Genomic DNA, 14,527 nt, shown 5'->3' on the forward strand with positions numbered 1-14,527 from the left:
CGCACGGATCGGTCTCCGTGCGGGGGCCCTCGAAGAGCTGAAGGGCGGTGGCTAGCCGCGCGCCCGGCGCCGCTGCCGCGCGTAGCCGACGGCCGCCAGGGCCAGCGTCATCGCGCCCGTCGAGTACAGCTGCACCCGCGTGTCCGGCTCCCGGGCCATCAGCACGAACACCGTGGCCATGCCCGCCAGCGCCACCCAGGTCAGGTAGGGGAAGCCCCACATGCGCACGACCAGCTTCCCGGGCGCCTCCCGCTCCAGCCGGCGGCGCAGCCGCAGCTGGGAGGCGGCGATGAAGATCCAGACGACCAGGATGACCGCGCCGATCATGTTCAGGAGCCAGGAGAAGACGTCGTCCGGCCGCCAGTAGCTGAGCAGCACGCAGCCGAAGCCGAAGAGGGAGGAGACGAGCACCGCGATCCGCGGCACCCCGCCCGACACCCGGCCCAGCGCCTTCGGGCCCTGGCCGCGCTCGACCAGCGAGTAGCCGATGCGGGAGGCGCCGTAGATGTTGGCGTTCATCGCGCTGAGCAGCGCGACGAGCACGACGACGTTCATGAGCTGCCCGGCGCCGGGAATGCCGAGTTCGTCGAGGGCGGCGACGTACGGGCCCTTCTCCACGACCTCCTCGGAGTCCCACGGCACCAGGGTGACGATGACCGCCATCGAGCCGATGTAGAACAGCGCGATCCGCCACATCGCCGTCCGCACGGCGCTCGCCACGCCCTTGACCGGGTTCTCCGACTCGGCCGCCGCGATGGTCACCGTCTCCAGGCCGCCGTAGGCGAACACCGAGGCGAGCAGGCCGATGATCAGTCCGTTGCCGCCGTTCGGCAGGAAGTCGCTCAGGTGCGAGGTGCCGGGGGAGTCGGTGCCCGGCAGGACCCCGGCGATCGCCAGCACGCCCAGCACCAGGAAGAGCGAGATGGCGCCGACCTTGAGGGCGGCGAACCAGAACTCGAACTCGCCGAAGTTCTTCACGGCGGCCAGGTTCGTCCCGCAGAACACCACCATGAACAGCGCGACCCACACCCACTCGGGCGGGCCCGGCAGCCAGCCGTGCACGATCGCCGCCGCGCCGATGCCCTCCAGGCCGACGGCCGTGCACAGCAGCACCCAGAACGCCCAGCCCGCGGTGAAGCCGGCCCAGGGGCCGATCGCCCGCTCGGCGTGCGCGGAGAAGGAGCCCGACGACGGATACGCGGCCGACATCTCGCCCAGCATCCGCATCACCAGCATCACGAGGAGGCCGGAGAGGGTGTAGGCGACGACGATCGACGGCCCGGCGGCGGCGATGCCGGCCCCGGAGCCGACGAACAGCCCGGCGCCGATCACCCCGCCGAGGGCGATCATCGACAGATGGCGCTGCTTGAGGCCGTGGGAGAGGGCGGCGTCGTCCGACTCGGGCGGCGCCTTGGTGGTGGTGCTGTTGGACATGGGGGCGGCTCGTCCAATGCGTGGGGGGCGGGGGCAGGGCAAAAACGCCCACAGTCTCCGGTCTCGCGCCGGTCGGCGACAGCGATTGCCCACGATGCGGACGATGCCGGTACGGAACGTGATCGTCCGAATGCATCGTTCCGCTTCCGGGTGACGCTCGCCTCCCCTCCTCGGTGACCGGTGTCACGCGGAATCACGTGTATCCCGGCGTCTTTGTCGGGAGCCCACCAAGCCGGCGATCAGGCCTTTGTCGAGCGCTGCTGGTGATCGGGCCCGATCCGCTGGGATAGCGTCACGGTGTCCCGACATGTCCACACCACCGCGGAGTCCCCATGAGCACCGCTGCCGTCCCCGCCCGCTCCGGGCAGGTCCTCGCCGACCTCATCCCCTCCTCCCGTGTCCGGGACGTCGCGCTCGTCGCCGGCGGTGCCGTGCTCACCGGCGTCGCGGCCCAGATCGCGGTGCCCGTGCCCGGCTCCCCGGTGCCGGTGACCGGCCAGACCTTCGCGGCGCTGCTCGTCGGCACCTCGCTCGGCGCCCGCCGCGGCCTGCTCTCGCTCGCGCTGTACGCGCTGGTCGGCATGGCGGGCGTGCCGTGGTTCGCGGAGGGCGGCTCCGGCACCGGCGCCCCGTCCCTCGGCTACGTCTTCGGCATGCTGCTCGCCGCCACCGTCGTGGGCGCCCTGGCCCGCCGCGGCGCCGACCGCTCGATGCTCCGCGTGGCCGGCACGATGCTGCTCGGCGAGGCGATCATCTACGCCGTCGGCGTCCCGTACCTGGCCCTCGCCGCCGACATGTCCCTCACCGCGGCGATCGCGGCCGGACTCACCCCGTTCCTGATCGGGGACGCGCTGAAGGCCGCCCTCGCGATGGGCGTGCTGCCCACCGCCTGGAAGCTGGCCGACAAGCGGTAGCACCGCCTCAGTTCTGGCCGAAGAGGCTCGCCGGGTCGTACCGCGACCTGATCAGGGCGAGCCTCTTTCGCGTCTGGGCGTCCCCCAGGCCGTCCGTGCGGTCTCCCGCGCCGAAGGCGAAGTTGAGCGCGCGCCCGAGCGTCACCGGGCCGAGCGGCGCGAAGGCGGCGTCCAGCCGCTCCCGGGCCGCCGCCCGGTCTCCCACGGCCAGCAGGCGTACCAGGAACCGCCCGTCGCGGTGCGGCACCGAGTTCCGCGCCCCGCTCGCGGCGAGCGCCCCGCCCAACTGGTTGACCTGTACGACGCACATGACGCCGCCCGCGTCCGGCCCGGTACGGGCGAGCAGCTCCCCGGCCGCGGCGAGGTCCGGCTCGCGCAGCACCGCGCCCTCCCCGTAGTAGGCGTGCGGGACGTCCGGGTCGCTGTGGACGGTGCGGCTCCCGGTGTACGGCATCCGCCGCAGCGAGTCGGCGAGCGCCGGCCCGATCCGCCGCAGCGGGGCGGCGACCCGGTCACCGTCGGCACCGGTGTGGGCGACCCGCACGGAGACCACGTACCGTCCCCGCAAGGCCTCGGGAAGCGCCGGCAGGTCCGGGTACGGCACGGCCGCGAAGGACGAGGTCAGGCCCTCGGGAACGGTTCGCGTCCACTCCTCCCGGGCCCGCAGCACGGCCGCCGCGCCGACCCGGCGCCCGTCGAAGGAGACCGAGCCGCCGTACAGCGAGGCGACGGGCACCAGGCCGGTCTCCAGCCCGGTGACGACCCCGAGGCCGCCCCCGCCGCCGAGCAGCGCCCAGTACAGGTCGGGCTCCGACTCCGGTGCGACGTGCCGGAACCGCCCGTCGGCGGTGACGACGTCGGGGGAGCGGACGTGGTCGGCCGGTAGCCGAACTCCCGGGCCAGGATGCCGAGGCCGCCGCCCAGCACGTATCCCACGGCGCCGACCGACGGCGCGGAACCGTTGAGGGGCGCCGGCCCGTGCGGCGCGGCGGCCGTGACCACCTGCCCCAGCGCACGCCGGCCCCGAGCCGGGCGGTACGGGCGACGGGGTCGACGCTCAGCCCGTCCATGCGCCGCGCGGTGACCAGGACCCCGCCCTCGGACGGCCCGGGCAGCCCGCGCCCGGTGGCCTGGACGCGGACCGGCGGGCCCCGCCGCGCCGCGTACCGCACGGCCGCGACCACGTCGGCGGCCGAGCACGCGGCGAACACGGCGTCGGGACGCGGGGCGAACCCGGTCTGGAAACCGGCGAGCTCGTCCTCGTGTCCCGGGTCGCCGGGATACGAGGACGAGCGGGCCGTCGGTGCTCTTGTGCTCGTTCACGACGTCCATGAACGGCATCGTGAACGCATCACCTGACAGCGGCCGTCGGCCTTTTCCCGGTGACGGCCTGTGCGGCACGGTCTCCTCGTGCGCCACAGGCCGCGGCACGGGCACCTCGTACGCCACGGCTCCTCGTGCGGCACGGACTACCGCGCGACGGCCGTCTCCTCGGCGGCCTTCCGCGCGACGGCCTTCTGCTTGACGAAGGCGACGGCGAGGACGAGCGCCGCGACGAGCAGCGACAGCAGCACGGTCGTACGTCCGTTGTGCTCGGTGTCGGTCAGCATGTAGCCCAGCACGAAGACGATGACGCCGGCCGCCGCCCAGGTCAGATACGGGAACAGCCACATCCGCACCACCAGCTTCTCCGGCGCCTCCGCCTGGATGATCTTCCGCATCCGCAGCTGCGAGAAGCAGATCACCAGCCACACGAAGAGGGCCACGGCGCCGGAGGAGTTGACGAGGAAGAGGAAGACGGAGTCGGGGAACTCGTAGTTGAAGAAGACGGCGACGAAGCCGAACACCACGGACACGAGGATCGCCGTCCGCGGCACACCGCGCCGGGTGGTCCGGGCGAACGCCTTCGGCGCGTCACCGCGCTCACCGAGCGAGAAGGCCATCCGGGAGGCCGTGTACAGGCCGGAGTTGAGGCAGGACAGCACGGACGTCAGCACGATGAAGTTCATGATCTGACCGGCGTTCGCGATGCCGAGCGAGTCGAGGGCGGCCACGTAGGAGCCCTGGTCGATGATCGACTGGGAGTCCCAGGGGAGCAGCGCGATGACGACGAAGATCGAACCGAGGTAGAAGACGGCGATACGCCAGATGATGCTGTTGGTCGCCTTGGTGACGGCCCGCTGCGGGTCCTCGGACTCGCCGGCGGCCAGGGTGGGGATCTCGCTGCCCATGAACGAGAAGACGACGAGCAGCACACCGGTCAGGATCGCCCCCGCCCCGTTCGGCAGGAATCCGCCGTGCTCCGTCAGATTGGCCAGCCCCGCCTGCTCGCTGTCCACGCCGGGCAGCAACCCGGAGACGGCCAGCCCGCCGACGACGATGAACGCGGCGATCGCGACGACCTTGATCCCGGCGAACCAGAACTCGAACTCGCCGTAGGAGCCGACCGAGGCGAGGTTGGTGGCGGTCAGCACGACCATCACGATCAGCGCCCACCCCCACTGCGGCACGGCCGGTATCCAGCCTTCGAGGATCTTGGCCCCCGCGGTCGCCTCCACCGCCAGCACCACGACCCAGAAGAACCAGTACAGCCAGCCGATGGAGAACCCGGCCCAGGGCCCGAGCGCCCGGTCGGCGTGTGCGGAGAAGGAACCCGAGGTCGGATTGGCGGCGGACATCTCCCCGAGCATCCGCATCACCAGCACCACGAGGGTGCCGACGAGGGCGTACGAGAGAAGGATGCCGGGCCCGGCGGTGGCGATTCCCGAACTCGATCCCACGAACAGCCCGGCCCCGATGACACCACCAATGGCGATCATCGAAAGATGGCGGTTCTTGAGCCCGGCCTGGAGCCCGGACCCGGGTTCTCCGGGGCGTTCGGGCCCGTTCTCGGGCTTCGTCAGGGTCGGCTGCGAAGTCATGGGGTGGTTTTCCTTTGCGCCGGTCGAGCAGTTTCCCGTACGAGCGGTGTACGAGCCGGACCAGTGAAACGGAGGCGAACGAAATCGGGAACCTTTGATTCCGGATCTTTACTCGAACTTTCCCTGAGCTTCCATAGATCCACTCACCCCTTTTCAGACCCGACACCCGACGCTGCCGCCCCGTGACCCCCGTGTCACACTCGACCCATGCGCGTGTATCTCGGCTCCGACCATGCGGGCTACGAACTCAAGAACCACCTCGTCGAGTGGCTCAAGGCGGCGGGCCACGACCCCGTCGACTGCGGCCCGCACATCTACGACGCCCAGGACGACTACCCGCCCTTCTGCCTCCGCGCCGCGGAGCGGACGGCCGCCGATCACGACGCCCTCGGCATCGTGATCGGCGGCTCCGGCAACGGCGAGCAGATCGCGGCGAACAAGGTGAAGGGCGTGCGCGCGGCGCTGGCCTGGAGCGAGGAGACGGCCTCCCTCGGCCGCCAGCACAACGACGCCAACGTCGTCGCGGTCGGCGCCCGCATGCACACGCGGGAGGAGGCGACGAAGTTCGTCGAGACCTTCCTCGCCACCCCGTTCTCCGGCGACGAGCGCCACATCCGGCGCATCGACATGCTCTCGTCCTACGAGACGACGGGCGACCTGCCCCCCATCCCGCCGCACCACCCGCAGCAGTAGCGCGGGGCGCCGCCGGCGGTGCCCTTCCCTCGGTGCGTGTGCGCCGGGGGAAGGCACGGCCCGGGGCCGGGATGACGCGCGGCGCCGGGGTGGAGGGAGCCCGCCTCTCCGCCTCTCGACCGAGTCGGGTGGGCGGTGGGCCAGGGCAAGGAAAGGACGACAACGTGCCAGAGGGGCACACCATCCACCGGCTGGCCCAGGACTACGCCGCCGCCTTCGCCCGGACGGCAGTCCACGTCACCAGCCCCCAGGGCAAGTTCGCCGACGCCGCCGCCCTGCTCACCGGCACCCCCCTCACCCGCACCGAGGCCCACGGCAAACACCTCTTCCTCGGCTTCGGCGCCGCCGAGCCCGCCGAGTGGGTCCACATCCACCTCGGCCTCTTCGGCAAGGTCACCTTCGGGAAGACCCCCGCGCCCCCGCCCACGGACACCGTCCGCCTCCGCCTGGCGAACGACACCGCGTACGTCGACCTCCGCGGCCCCACCACCTGCGCCCTGATCGCGGACCCGGAGAAGCAGGCGATACACGACCGTCTCGGCCCCGACCCCCTGCGCCCGGACGCCGACCCGCGGGCGGCCTACCGCCGGGTCTCCCGCAGCCGCTCCACCATCGCCGCCCTGCTCATGGACCAGAAGGTCATCGCCGGCGTCGGCAACGTCTACCGCGCCGAGGTCCTCTTCCGCCACGGCATCGACCCGTACCGTCCCGGCAGGGACCTCACTCCCACCGAGTGGGACGCGATCTGGGACGACCTCACCGACCTCATGCGCGAGGGCGTCAGGAACAACCGCATCGACACCGTCCGCCCGGAACACACCCCCGAGGCCATGGGCCGCCCGCCCCGCGTCGACGACCACGGCGGTGAGGTCTACGTCTACCGCCGGGCCAACCAGTCCTGCCACCTGTGCGGCGACGCGATCCGCACCGCGGACCTCGCCGCCCGCAACCTCTTCTGGTGCCCGACCTGCCAGCGGAAGCCCTAGCTAGGGGTGCCGTCCGGTTTCTGCCGGGGGCGCGGGGTCCGGCACGCGCTCCCCCACTGCCTGAAGGGTGTGGGAGGTGCCCCCAGCGGCGTTGTCGTCGGTTGCCAGGGCCCCGCCCCGTCGCCCTCCTCCGCCTGTGCGGCAGCACGCACCGGACGCCGCCCGGGCCGGTCGCAGGGCACCGTCGCCCGGAGCCGGCCTGATCCGAACGACACCCCTAGTACACGACCGCCGTCAGAACCCGTGCGGCAACCACGGCGCGACGTCCGACCCGAACCCCGCCGACGCCTCCGCCAGCGCACCCCGCCGCACCTCCCGCACCCGACCGGCCGCGCCCAGCGAGGCCAGGCTCACGCCGCCGAGATACGCCGCCCCCAACTCCCGCACCGTCAGAGCCAGATCCGCCGAGTCGGACGTCCGCTCGCAGGACGCACCCTTCGCGTCCCCGGTCAGCCGCCAACGCCCCGCGTTCCAGGGGCAGAAGGCGTCCTCGACCTCGAACACCACGTCCACCGGCGTCTGATACGTCCGCGCCGTCAGCGCGGCCCCCACGTCCACCAGCCGTACGTACAAGGCGTCCCGCAGCACCGGCCGGCACCGCCGGATGTCCGACACCTGGTGCTGCCACGCCTCGTCGACCGGCCGCCCGCGCGCGGTCAGCACCGACGTCAGGTCGATGTCGAACAGGAACCGCCACAGCGCCGCGTCGGTCGCCGGATCCAGCCCGGCCAGGTCCTCCACGACCACCGTGCCGCCCGGCCCCTCGGCCCCCCAGGCCGGCCGCACCCGGAACCGCGCGTACCCCGTGACCTCGCCGTCCCGCCGGGCGACGACGCACTGCAGCGGTGACGCGCCCTCCCGACCGCTCTCCGGGTCCAGCAGCCCCAGCCGCTCCCAGCCGGGCCGCCGGGCCAGCATGCCGGGCCGTCCGGGCACCAGCCGCGCGTACACCGCCTCGCACGCGTCGAGTACGTCCGCGGGCGCCGCGTACCGAAGCCGTACGTCATCCGTGCCGTCCGGCACGGACAGCCGGACCCGGTTCGTGTCGATCTCCGCGTGGATCTGGAAGGTCGCGGCGCCGTACCCGAACCTGCCGTAGATCGCCGGTTCGGAGGCCGTCAGCACGGCCAGCGGCTCGCCCCAGGACCGTACGTCGTCCAACTGCCGCCGCATCATCGACGTCAGCACACCCCGGCGCCGGTGCGTGGCGGCGACGCTCACCATCGTCACGCCCGCCGCCGCCACCTCCGCACCGCCCGGCACGGTCATCCGGAAGCTGAAAGCCCCCGCCGTCCCGACGCAGTCGTCGCCCTCCCAGACGCCGAGCGAGCGGTCGGCCTCGGTCAGGGCCTTGAACAGCGCCAACTCCTCGGCCGACTCCGGGACCCCGCTGAAGGCACGGACCAGCGTCCCGTACCACTTGTCCCACTCGTCCTGCCGCAGCACCCGCAGCTCGGCCGTCGAATCGTCGTCGCCTATTCCCCTGGAACGTTCCATGGACCATGCGTACCAGGGCCGCGCGGGCCGGGCGAGACAATTTCCGCCAGGTTGCGGCGCGACGGCCGTTCGTGAAGTTCACTGTGAAGTCCGGTCTCGGACGAGGGACAAGTAGGACCTCCCGTGCCAAGCGCCCGGTCCGATGGATAGGGTCCCGAACTAATGGCAGCAGGACGGCAGCGGCGCGCGGAAGCCGACACGTTCACGGCCCGGTGGAAGAAGCAGTGGCACCGGGCCCGCGTCGGCATGCGCAGATCCGCCGTCGACTACTTCCGCGGCGACGGCTCGGACTGGATCGCCCTGGCCGGACTGCTGCTGATGATCCCCGTCATCGCCGCCACCACGATGGCGAACTCCGTGTGGTGCTCACCGGCCGCGCTGGTCCTGCCGATCGTCGCGGGCGGCCTGCTGCTGCGCCCGGCGAGCCTGCTCGGCCTGTACGCGGCGGCGGCCACGGCACTGATCGTGGAGTCCGTACAACTGGGCCCCTACACCGAGGGCCCCTCCCGGGTCACCCCCGGCGTGGTCCTGGTCGTCGCGGCCTGCGGCTTCTTCGGACTGCTGGTCGCCCAGTTCCGCAGCCGGGTCGGCGTGCCCTGGCGGCGCGGTGGCACCATGCTCTTCGACCTGCGTGAACGCATCCGGGTCCAGAGCAAGCTGCCCAAGCTGCCGCCGGGCTGGCACCGGGAGATGGCGCTGCGCCCGGCCGGCGGCCAGTCCTTCTCCGGCGACTTCGTCGTCGCGGCCCGCACGAACGGCGGCCGGACACTCGAGGTGGTCCTCACCGACGTGTCCGGCAAGGGCATGGACGCGGGCTCGCGCGCCCTGCTGCTCTCGGGCGCGTTCGGCGGACTGCTGGGCAGCCTGCCCCCGCACGCCTTCCTGCCGGCCGCCAACGGCTACCTGCTCCGCCAGGACTGGGACGAGGGCTTCGCCACCTCCATCCACCTCGTACTGGACCTCGACTCCGGCGACTACGAGCTGTACTCGGCCGGACACCCGCCGGGCCTCCAGCTCAGCGCGGGCACCGGCCGCTGGGAGGAGAAGACGGCCGAGGGGCCGCTGCTGGGTGTGTACGACGGTGCGCAGTTCGACCCGGTGAAGGGGGCACTGCGCCCCGGAGACGTGCTGATGCTGTTCACGGACGGTCTGGTGGAGACCTCGGAACGCGACATCGCCGAGGGCATCGACCGCCTCACCGGCGAGGCCGACCGCTATGTCGCGGGCGGCTTCCACGGCGCCGCCTGGCATCTGATCGAGGCGGTCGCCAAGGACGTCAACGACGACCGGGCGCTCCTGCTGATCCGCCGGGAGAGCGCCACGGCCCAGACCCCGGCGGCCCAGTCCTCAACGGCGGCGGACTGACACACTGAACCGCGTGTCCCACACTCCGTCACCGTCTTCACCGTCTTCACCGCCCGATGAGCCGCTCTCCCCGGCCGACGTCGAGGCCACCGCCCGTGCCGCCCACGCCGGGCAGACCGACAAGGCGGGGCGGCCGTACGCCGAACACCTGCGGGCCGTCGCCGAGGGAGTGCGGCGGCGCGGCGGGGACGACGAGCAGATCGCGGCGGCCTGGCTGCACGACGCCGTCGAGGACGACGCGCTGTCCGAGCGATGGCTGCGCGAGGCCGCGCTGAGCCGCCGTACCAAGGACATCGTCCTGGCCCTCACCAAGCGGGCCGGGGAGCCGCCCGAGGCGTACGCCGCGCGCATCCTCGCCACGCCCGGCGCACCGCTGGTCAAGGAGGCGGACCTGGCGCACAACGCCGACCCGGCGCGGCTCGCGGTCCTGGACACGGCCACCCGCACACGACTGACCGAGAAGTACGCACGGATGCGCGCACTTCTCGGTCTGGTCGATCCGGACGAGGGTGCCTGAAACGGAAAGCCGCCTTCGGACGAAGACCTTCAGACGGAGACCTTCTCGCCGGCCTCGCTAGGCGCACGAGCCTCGTGCACCTCTGTCTTCTCTGTCGTCTCTGCTCTCTCCGCCTTCTCCCGCTTCTCGCGGCCCCGGGCGGCCTCGCCCGGATCCCGCTTGAAGAGCCACTCCATTCTCGGCTCCACCACGCACCGCAGGACCCGCTGGACGGGCTTGGTGCACAGCAGGGTGATGACCGTGGCTCCGAGGACGGTGAGCCCGATCTCCCCGAGCGGCGAGTCCAGCACGGGGTGGGAGAACCAGCCGGCGTAGCTGCCCTCCTTCACCAGGAAGCCGTGCACCAGGTAGCCGTAGATCGTGCCCGCGCCGAGCGCCGTGAACCACATGCGCCGGCCCGGCACCCAGGCGAAGAAGCACGCGGACAGCACCAGCGAGCAGCCGAAGAGGGCGAGCGTCAGCACCGGCCCGGTCCACCAGGGGGCGCCCGTGTCCTGCACGGCGGCGTTGCGGTAGAACCAGCCGGTCTCCATGCGCGGCACCGACCACCAGGCGACGGCCACGGCGGCCGCGACCAACGGCACGGACAGGATCCGCACCGAGCGGCGCCGTACCAGCTGGAAGTGCTCGGGGCGCAGCACCAGGCCCAGCACGAAGCAGGGCAGGAACTGCAGCACCCGCTGCATGTTCAGGTCGTTGCCGACGGTGGGCGTCACGGAGGCCAGCGCGGCGATGCCCAGCGCGATCGGCAGCGGCCAGCGGACCGTCTGCCAGATGGGGGTGGTCAGCCGCCAGACGAACAGCGCGCACAGGAACCACAGCAGGTACGTGGGGTCCAGCAGGCTGATGTCGTTGGCCGGGTCCTCGCTGACGCGGCGGTGCAGCGCGTAGGCGACCTCGAAGACGAGGTACGGGACGGCGACACCGGTGATCAGCCGTTTGACGCGCTTGGGGCTCAGATCGAAACTGCGCGAGAAGTAGCCGGAGATGATGATGAACGCCGGCATGTGGAACGTGTACAGGACCCGGTACAGGGTCTCGACGGTCTGGTTCCCGTCCAGGATCTGTCCCCAGGCGTGACCCACACCGACCAGCACGATCGCCAGGTACTTGGCGTTGTCGAAGAACGCGTCGCGCTGCCGACTCGGCTGTGCCTGCTGGTTCGGTGCCTGCTGGTCCGGTGCCTGCTGGTCCGAGCGGTACGGCGACTTCCGGTCGCCGTGCGGTCGCAGCGAGCTCGTCATGCAACACCCCGCCAAAAAATCGGCGGGTCGTAGCAGGACCTCGCTGCTCTGGTGGGGGACGAGGCAGCGTAGAACATCTGAGGCACCCTAGCGTTGTCCCTGTGTTTCCGTAAAACCCTCGACGTCATTCCTGCATTCGCCTCCCGGATACCTCGCGAGTACCCGCGATTTCGGGGAACTCGGCCTCCCCGGTCGCGTGACGGCTCCCACACCCCCGTGCGCTGCCGGGCACGGAAGTAGCGCCCTGAGCACCCCACTTGTCACGACTAGTCGTGACTAAACAGCGCATAAGGCCGGAGGGCGACTCCGCTGGAATACCCCTTCAATGCGCTTACGCGGATCGTCGGCGACTCTGTGAACTCCCTGTGAAGTGCTCGTCGATGTGCGCCCCGCGACAATTCGAAATATCTGCGAACGCGTTGTGTGGGAATCGAAACGAAGCGGCCCGAATTCCCCGCACGAGTGACCTGTCGAATTTCTGTACGGGGTGCGATGGTTGGGTACGTCCGCGCGCGAGGGAGGTGCGCCGCCCCGGGAACCGGCCGGACGATGTGTCACCCGCCGCATAGCGGGGCCCGGTTGGTGGCACGATGGTTCTGGCGGGGGTGTGCTGCGCTGCACCTCCGGGCCGGAGTGCGGACCGACCTAGGGTGTGATCAGTTGTGGCCATTTCGCTGTCAGTGGTGCTGCTGTTGGCAATCATCCTGGTGGTGCTGCTGCGAGGAGGCTCCATCAAGGCGGGCCCGGCGGTCGTCGCGATCCTCTTCGGCTTCTTCCTGGCCTCGACGGGCATGGCCGACGACATCCAGCGCTTCCTGGACTCGATAGCGGAGACCCTCAACTCCATCCAGTTCTAGCCCGGGCAGCCTCTGGCGCCTGTCAGCGCTCAGAGGGGTGGGCTGCCGCTGGACCGGCGTGCCGGCCGGCTGCTCCCGCTCCAGGGCTCAGGCCTGCGCGCCGCTGCCGCACCAGGTTCCCGGAAAGCGATCAGGGCCAGGCGGAGGAATGATCCTCCGCCTGGCCCTGAGCCGTATGGAGCGGGCGACGGGAATCGAACCCGCGTAGCTAGTTTGGAAGACTAGGGCTCTACCATTGAGCTACGCCCGCACAGCGCGCGCCGCGGGTCGCTGACCGCGGCGCTGGAGGCATCGTAGCGGGTCGTCCCCCCTCACCGCACACCCCTTCCGGTCCGCGCCGGATCTTCACGGACGCTCGGGAAACTCGGCGGCCCCCGACGCCTGGCGGCATGTACCCTACGTCTCGCACCAGACGGGGTGTGGCGCAGCTTGGTAGCGCGTCCGCTTTGGGAGCGGAAGGCCGTGGGTTCAAATCCCGCCACCCCGACCAACCACCGAGACCGCGGTCGCTGATGATGATCGCCTTTTGGGCCGTGTAGTCGCTGCCGTTACTATGCAAGCTGCACGCCCGTGTGTCTCAGCGTCTGAAGTCTCCGGGCGGCGAAATTTGCCGGATGCCGCTCTGGTTCCGGCAGAACCCAAGAAGTCAGCCACCAAGGAGACCGAACCGTGAAGAGCGCCGTGGAGACCCTGAACCCGACCCGGGTTCGGCTCACTGTCGAGGTGCCCTTCGAGGAGCTCAAGGACAGCCTCGACGCGGCGTACAAGAAGATCAACCAGCAGGTCACGGTGAAGGGCTTCCGCAAGGGCAAGATCCCGGCCCGAGTCATCGACCAGCGGTTCGGCCGCGGTGCGGTTCTGGAGGAGGCGGTCAACGACGCGCTTCCGAAGTTCTACACCGACGCGGTCAACGAGGCCGAGCTGAACCCGCTCGGCCAGCCCGAGGTCGACATCACGGAGCTGAAGGACGGCGAGACGCTGAACTTCACCGCCGAGGTCGACATCCGCCCGGCCATCGAGATCCCGGACTACTCCGGTATCGAGGTCGAGGTCGACGCCGTCGAGGTCAGCGACGAGGACGTCGAGAAGGCGGTGGAGCAGCTGCGCGAGCGCTTCGCCTCCACCTCCCCCGTCGAGCGGGCCGCCGAGGACGGCGACGTCGTCACCCTCGACCTGCAGGCCAAGGTCGAGGGCGAGGTCCTGGAGGACGGCGTCGCCGACGGCGTCTCCTACACCATCGGCTCCGGCGAGCTGCTGGAAGGCATCGACGACGCCGTGAAGGGCGTGGAGGCCGGTGGCGAGGCCACCTTCACCTCCGAGCTCAAGGGCGGCTCGGCGGCCGGCAAGGAGGCCGAGGTCACCGTCAAGGTCACCCAGGTCGCCGCGCGCGAGCTGCCCGAGCTGGACGACGACTTCGCGCAGCTCGCGTCGGAGTTCGACACGCTCGAGGAGCTGAAGGCCGACAGCCGCAAGCGCCTGGCCACCACCAAGCAGTACGACCAGGCCACGCAGGCCCAGGAGCGCGTGCTCGACAAGCTCCTCGAGCTGGTCGAGGTCCCCGTCCCCGAGAAGCTCCTCGAGGACGAGGTCAACACCCGCAAGCACAACCTGGAGCACCACCAGCTCGGCCAGATGGGCCTGGACCTCGAGAAGTACCTGGAGCTCCAGGGCAAGACCGTCGAGGAGTTCGAGGCCGAGACCCGCGAGGCCGCGGTCAAGGGCATCAAGACCCAGTTCGTCCTCGACGAGCTGGTCAAGCAGGAGAAGCTCAACGTCAGCCAGGAGGAGCTCACCGAGCACCTCATGCGCCGCGCCGCCTCCTCCGGCATGTCCCCCGACCAGTTCGCCCAGGCCGTCGTCGAGCAGGGCCAGGTCCCGCTCCTCGTCGGCGAGGTCGCCCGCGGCAAGGCCCTGGCCGTCGTGGTCGAGAAGGCCACGGTCAAGGACACCAACGGCGAGGTCGTCGACCTGGAGGACGAGGAGGAGGAGACGGAGGCCACGGAGGCCGCCGCCGAGTCCGCCGAGTCCGGTGACGACAAGGCCGAGGAGAAGTCCGAGGAGAAGACCGAGGGCTGAGCCCCACGGCTCCTTGCGAAAGA

11 protein-coding genes, 2 tRNA genes and 1 pseudogene are annotated in these 14,527 nt (G+C 71.0%); 8 read left to right on the top strand and 6 right to left on the bottom strand.

Features of this window, described 5'->3' with window-relative positions; translation table 11 throughout:
• Positions 1-51 precede the first annotated feature (51 nt).
• A complete protein-coding gene (locus ACIQ1J_RS28265; protein WP_403561171.1) occupies positions 52-1,434 on the bottom strand; it encodes an amino acid permease in 1,383 nt (460 codons plus the stop codon).
• 332 nt (positions 1,435-1,766) lie between these two features.
• On the opposite strand from ACIQ1J_RS28265, the gene ACIQ1J_RS28270 reads away from it, so the two are divergent.
• The gene (locus ACIQ1J_RS28270) at positions 1,767-2,348 is read left to right on the top strand and encodes a biotin transporter BioY (RefSeq protein WP_403561173.1); all 582 of its coding nucleotides are present in this window, start codon (positions 1,767-1,769) and stop codon (positions 2,346-2,348) included.
• Between the two features lie 7 nt (positions 2,349-2,355).
• Here ACIQ1J_RS28270 and ACIQ1J_RS28275 read toward each other — a convergent pair.
• A pseudogene (locus ACIQ1J_RS28275) lies at positions 2,356-3,559 on the bottom strand (FAD-dependent oxidoreductase).
• Positions 3,560-3,817: 258 nt separating this feature from the next.
• The gene (locus ACIQ1J_RS28280) at positions 3,818-5,269 is read right to left on the bottom strand and encodes an amino acid permease (protein WP_403561175.1); all 1,452 of its coding nucleotides are present in this window, start codon (positions 5,267-5,269) and stop codon (positions 3,818-3,820) included.
• 207 nt (positions 5,270-5,476) lie between these two features.
• Between ACIQ1J_RS28280 and ACIQ1J_RS28285 the strand changes: the two genes are divergently transcribed.
• Both ACIQ1J_RS28285 and ACIQ1J_RS28290 read left to right on the top strand, forming a co-directional pair.
• Positions 5,477-5,962, top strand: coding sequence for a ribose-5-phosphate isomerase (locus ACIQ1J_RS28285; RefSeq protein ID WP_403561177.1), 486 nt, complete (start codon positions 5,477-5,479; stop codon positions 5,960-5,962).
• Positions 5,963-6,126: 164 nt separating this feature from the next.
• Positions 6,127-6,948 carry an Fpg/Nei family DNA glycosylase gene (locus ACIQ1J_RS28290; protein WP_403561179.1) on the top strand — a complete coding sequence of 274 codons (822 nt, stop codon included), beginning with the start codon at positions 6,127-6,129 and terminating at the stop codon, positions 6,946-6,948.
• A 234-nt stretch (positions 6,949-7,182) separates the two neighbouring features.
• Here ACIQ1J_RS28290 and ACIQ1J_RS28295 read toward each other — a convergent pair whose 3' ends face one another.
• The gene (locus ACIQ1J_RS28295; protein ID WP_403561181.1) at positions 7,183-8,445 is read right to left on the bottom strand and encodes a GNAT family N-acetyltransferase; all 1,263 of its coding nucleotides are present in this window, start codon (positions 8,443-8,445) and stop codon (positions 7,183-7,185) included.
• Between the two features lie 162 nt (positions 8,446-8,607).
• Here ACIQ1J_RS28295 and ACIQ1J_RS28300 point away from each other — a divergent pair, with 162 nt between their 5' ends.
• Together ACIQ1J_RS28300 and ACIQ1J_RS28305 are read left to right on the top strand one after the other, a co-directional pair.
• On the top strand, positions 8,608-9,810 hold the full coding sequence (locus tag ACIQ1J_RS28300; RefSeq protein WP_403561183.1) for a PP2C family protein-serine/threonine phosphatase: 1,203 nt from the start codon (positions 8,608-8,610) through the stop codon (positions 9,808-9,810).
• 13 nt (positions 9,811-9,823) lie between these two features.
• Positions 9,824-10,327, top strand: coding sequence for an HD domain-containing protein (locus ACIQ1J_RS28305; RefSeq protein WP_403561185.1), 504 nt, complete (start codon positions 9,824-9,826; stop codon positions 10,325-10,327).
• Between the two features lie 29 nt (positions 10,328-10,356).
• On the opposite strand, the gene ACIQ1J_RS28310 is transcribed toward ACIQ1J_RS28305, so the two are convergent.
• Positions 10,357-11,571 carry an acyltransferase family protein gene (locus ACIQ1J_RS28310; protein WP_403561187.1) on the bottom strand — a complete coding sequence of 405 codons (1,215 nt, stop codon included), beginning with the start codon at positions 11,569-11,571 and terminating at the stop codon, positions 10,357-10,359.
• 662 nt (positions 11,572-12,233) lie between these two features.
• On the opposite strand from ACIQ1J_RS28310, the gene ACIQ1J_RS28315 reads away from it, so the two are divergent.
• Positions 12,234-12,428 (top strand): hypothetical protein, encoded by a 195-nt coding sequence (locus ACIQ1J_RS28315; protein WP_403561189.1) that lies wholly within the window; start codon positions 12,234-12,236, stop codon positions 12,426-12,428.
• 176 nt (positions 12,429-12,604) lie between these two features.
• Here the strand turns inward: ACIQ1J_RS28315 and ACIQ1J_RS28320 are convergent.
• Positions 12,605-12,678: transfer RNA gene (locus tag ACIQ1J_RS28320), tRNA-Gly, on the bottom strand.
• A gap of 163 nt (positions 12,679-12,841) precedes the next feature.
• Here ACIQ1J_RS28320 and ACIQ1J_RS28325 point away from each other — a divergent pair.
• Together ACIQ1J_RS28325 and tig are read left to right on the top strand one after the other, a co-directional pair.
• A tRNA-Pro gene (locus ACIQ1J_RS28325) sits at positions 12,842-12,918 on the top strand.
• 179 nt (positions 12,919-13,097) lie between these two features.
• The gene (gene tig / locus ACIQ1J_RS28330; RefSeq protein ID WP_210962085.1) at positions 13,098-14,504 is read left to right on the top strand and encodes a trigger factor; all 1,407 of its coding nucleotides are present in this window, start codon (positions 13,098-13,100) and stop codon (positions 14,502-14,504) included.
• Positions 14,505-14,527: the final 23 nt, after the last annotated feature.

The organism is Streptomyces sp. NPDC097107 (assembly GCF_044762405.1).
Lineage (GTDB): Bacteria > Actinomycetota > Actinomycetes > Streptomycetales > Streptomycetaceae > Streptomyces > Streptomyces thinghirensis.

Excerpts from the sequence above, each read along its gene's own strand:
- ACIQ1J_RS28265 (WP_403561171.1), bottom strand. The coding sequence starts at position 1,434 with ATGTCCAACAGCACCACCACCAAGGCGCCGCCCGAGTCGGACGACGCC.
- ACIQ1J_RS28270 (WP_403561173.1), top strand. The coding sequence starts at position 1,767 with ATGAGCACCGCTGCCGTCCCCGCCCGCTCCGGGCAGGTCCTCGCCGAC.
- ACIQ1J_RS28280 (WP_403561175.1), bottom strand. The coding sequence starts at position 5,269 with ATGACTTCGCAGCCGACCCTGACGAAGCCCGAGAACGGGCCCGAACGC.
- ACIQ1J_RS28285 (WP_403561177.1), top strand. The coding sequence starts at position 5,477 with ATGCGCGTGTATCTCGGCTCCGACCATGCGGGCTACGAACTCAAGAAC.
- ACIQ1J_RS28295 (WP_403561181.1), bottom strand. The coding sequence starts at position 8,445 with ATGGAACGTTCCAGGGGAATAGGCGACGACGATTCGACGGCCGAGCTG.
- ACIQ1J_RS28300 (WP_403561183.1), top strand. The coding sequence starts at position 8,608 with ATGGCAGCAGGACGGCAGCGGCGCGCGGAAGCCGACACGTTCACGGCC.
- ACIQ1J_RS28310 (WP_403561187.1), bottom strand. The coding sequence starts at position 11,571 with ATGACGAGCTCGCTGCGACCGCACGGCGACCGGAAGTCGCCGTACCGC.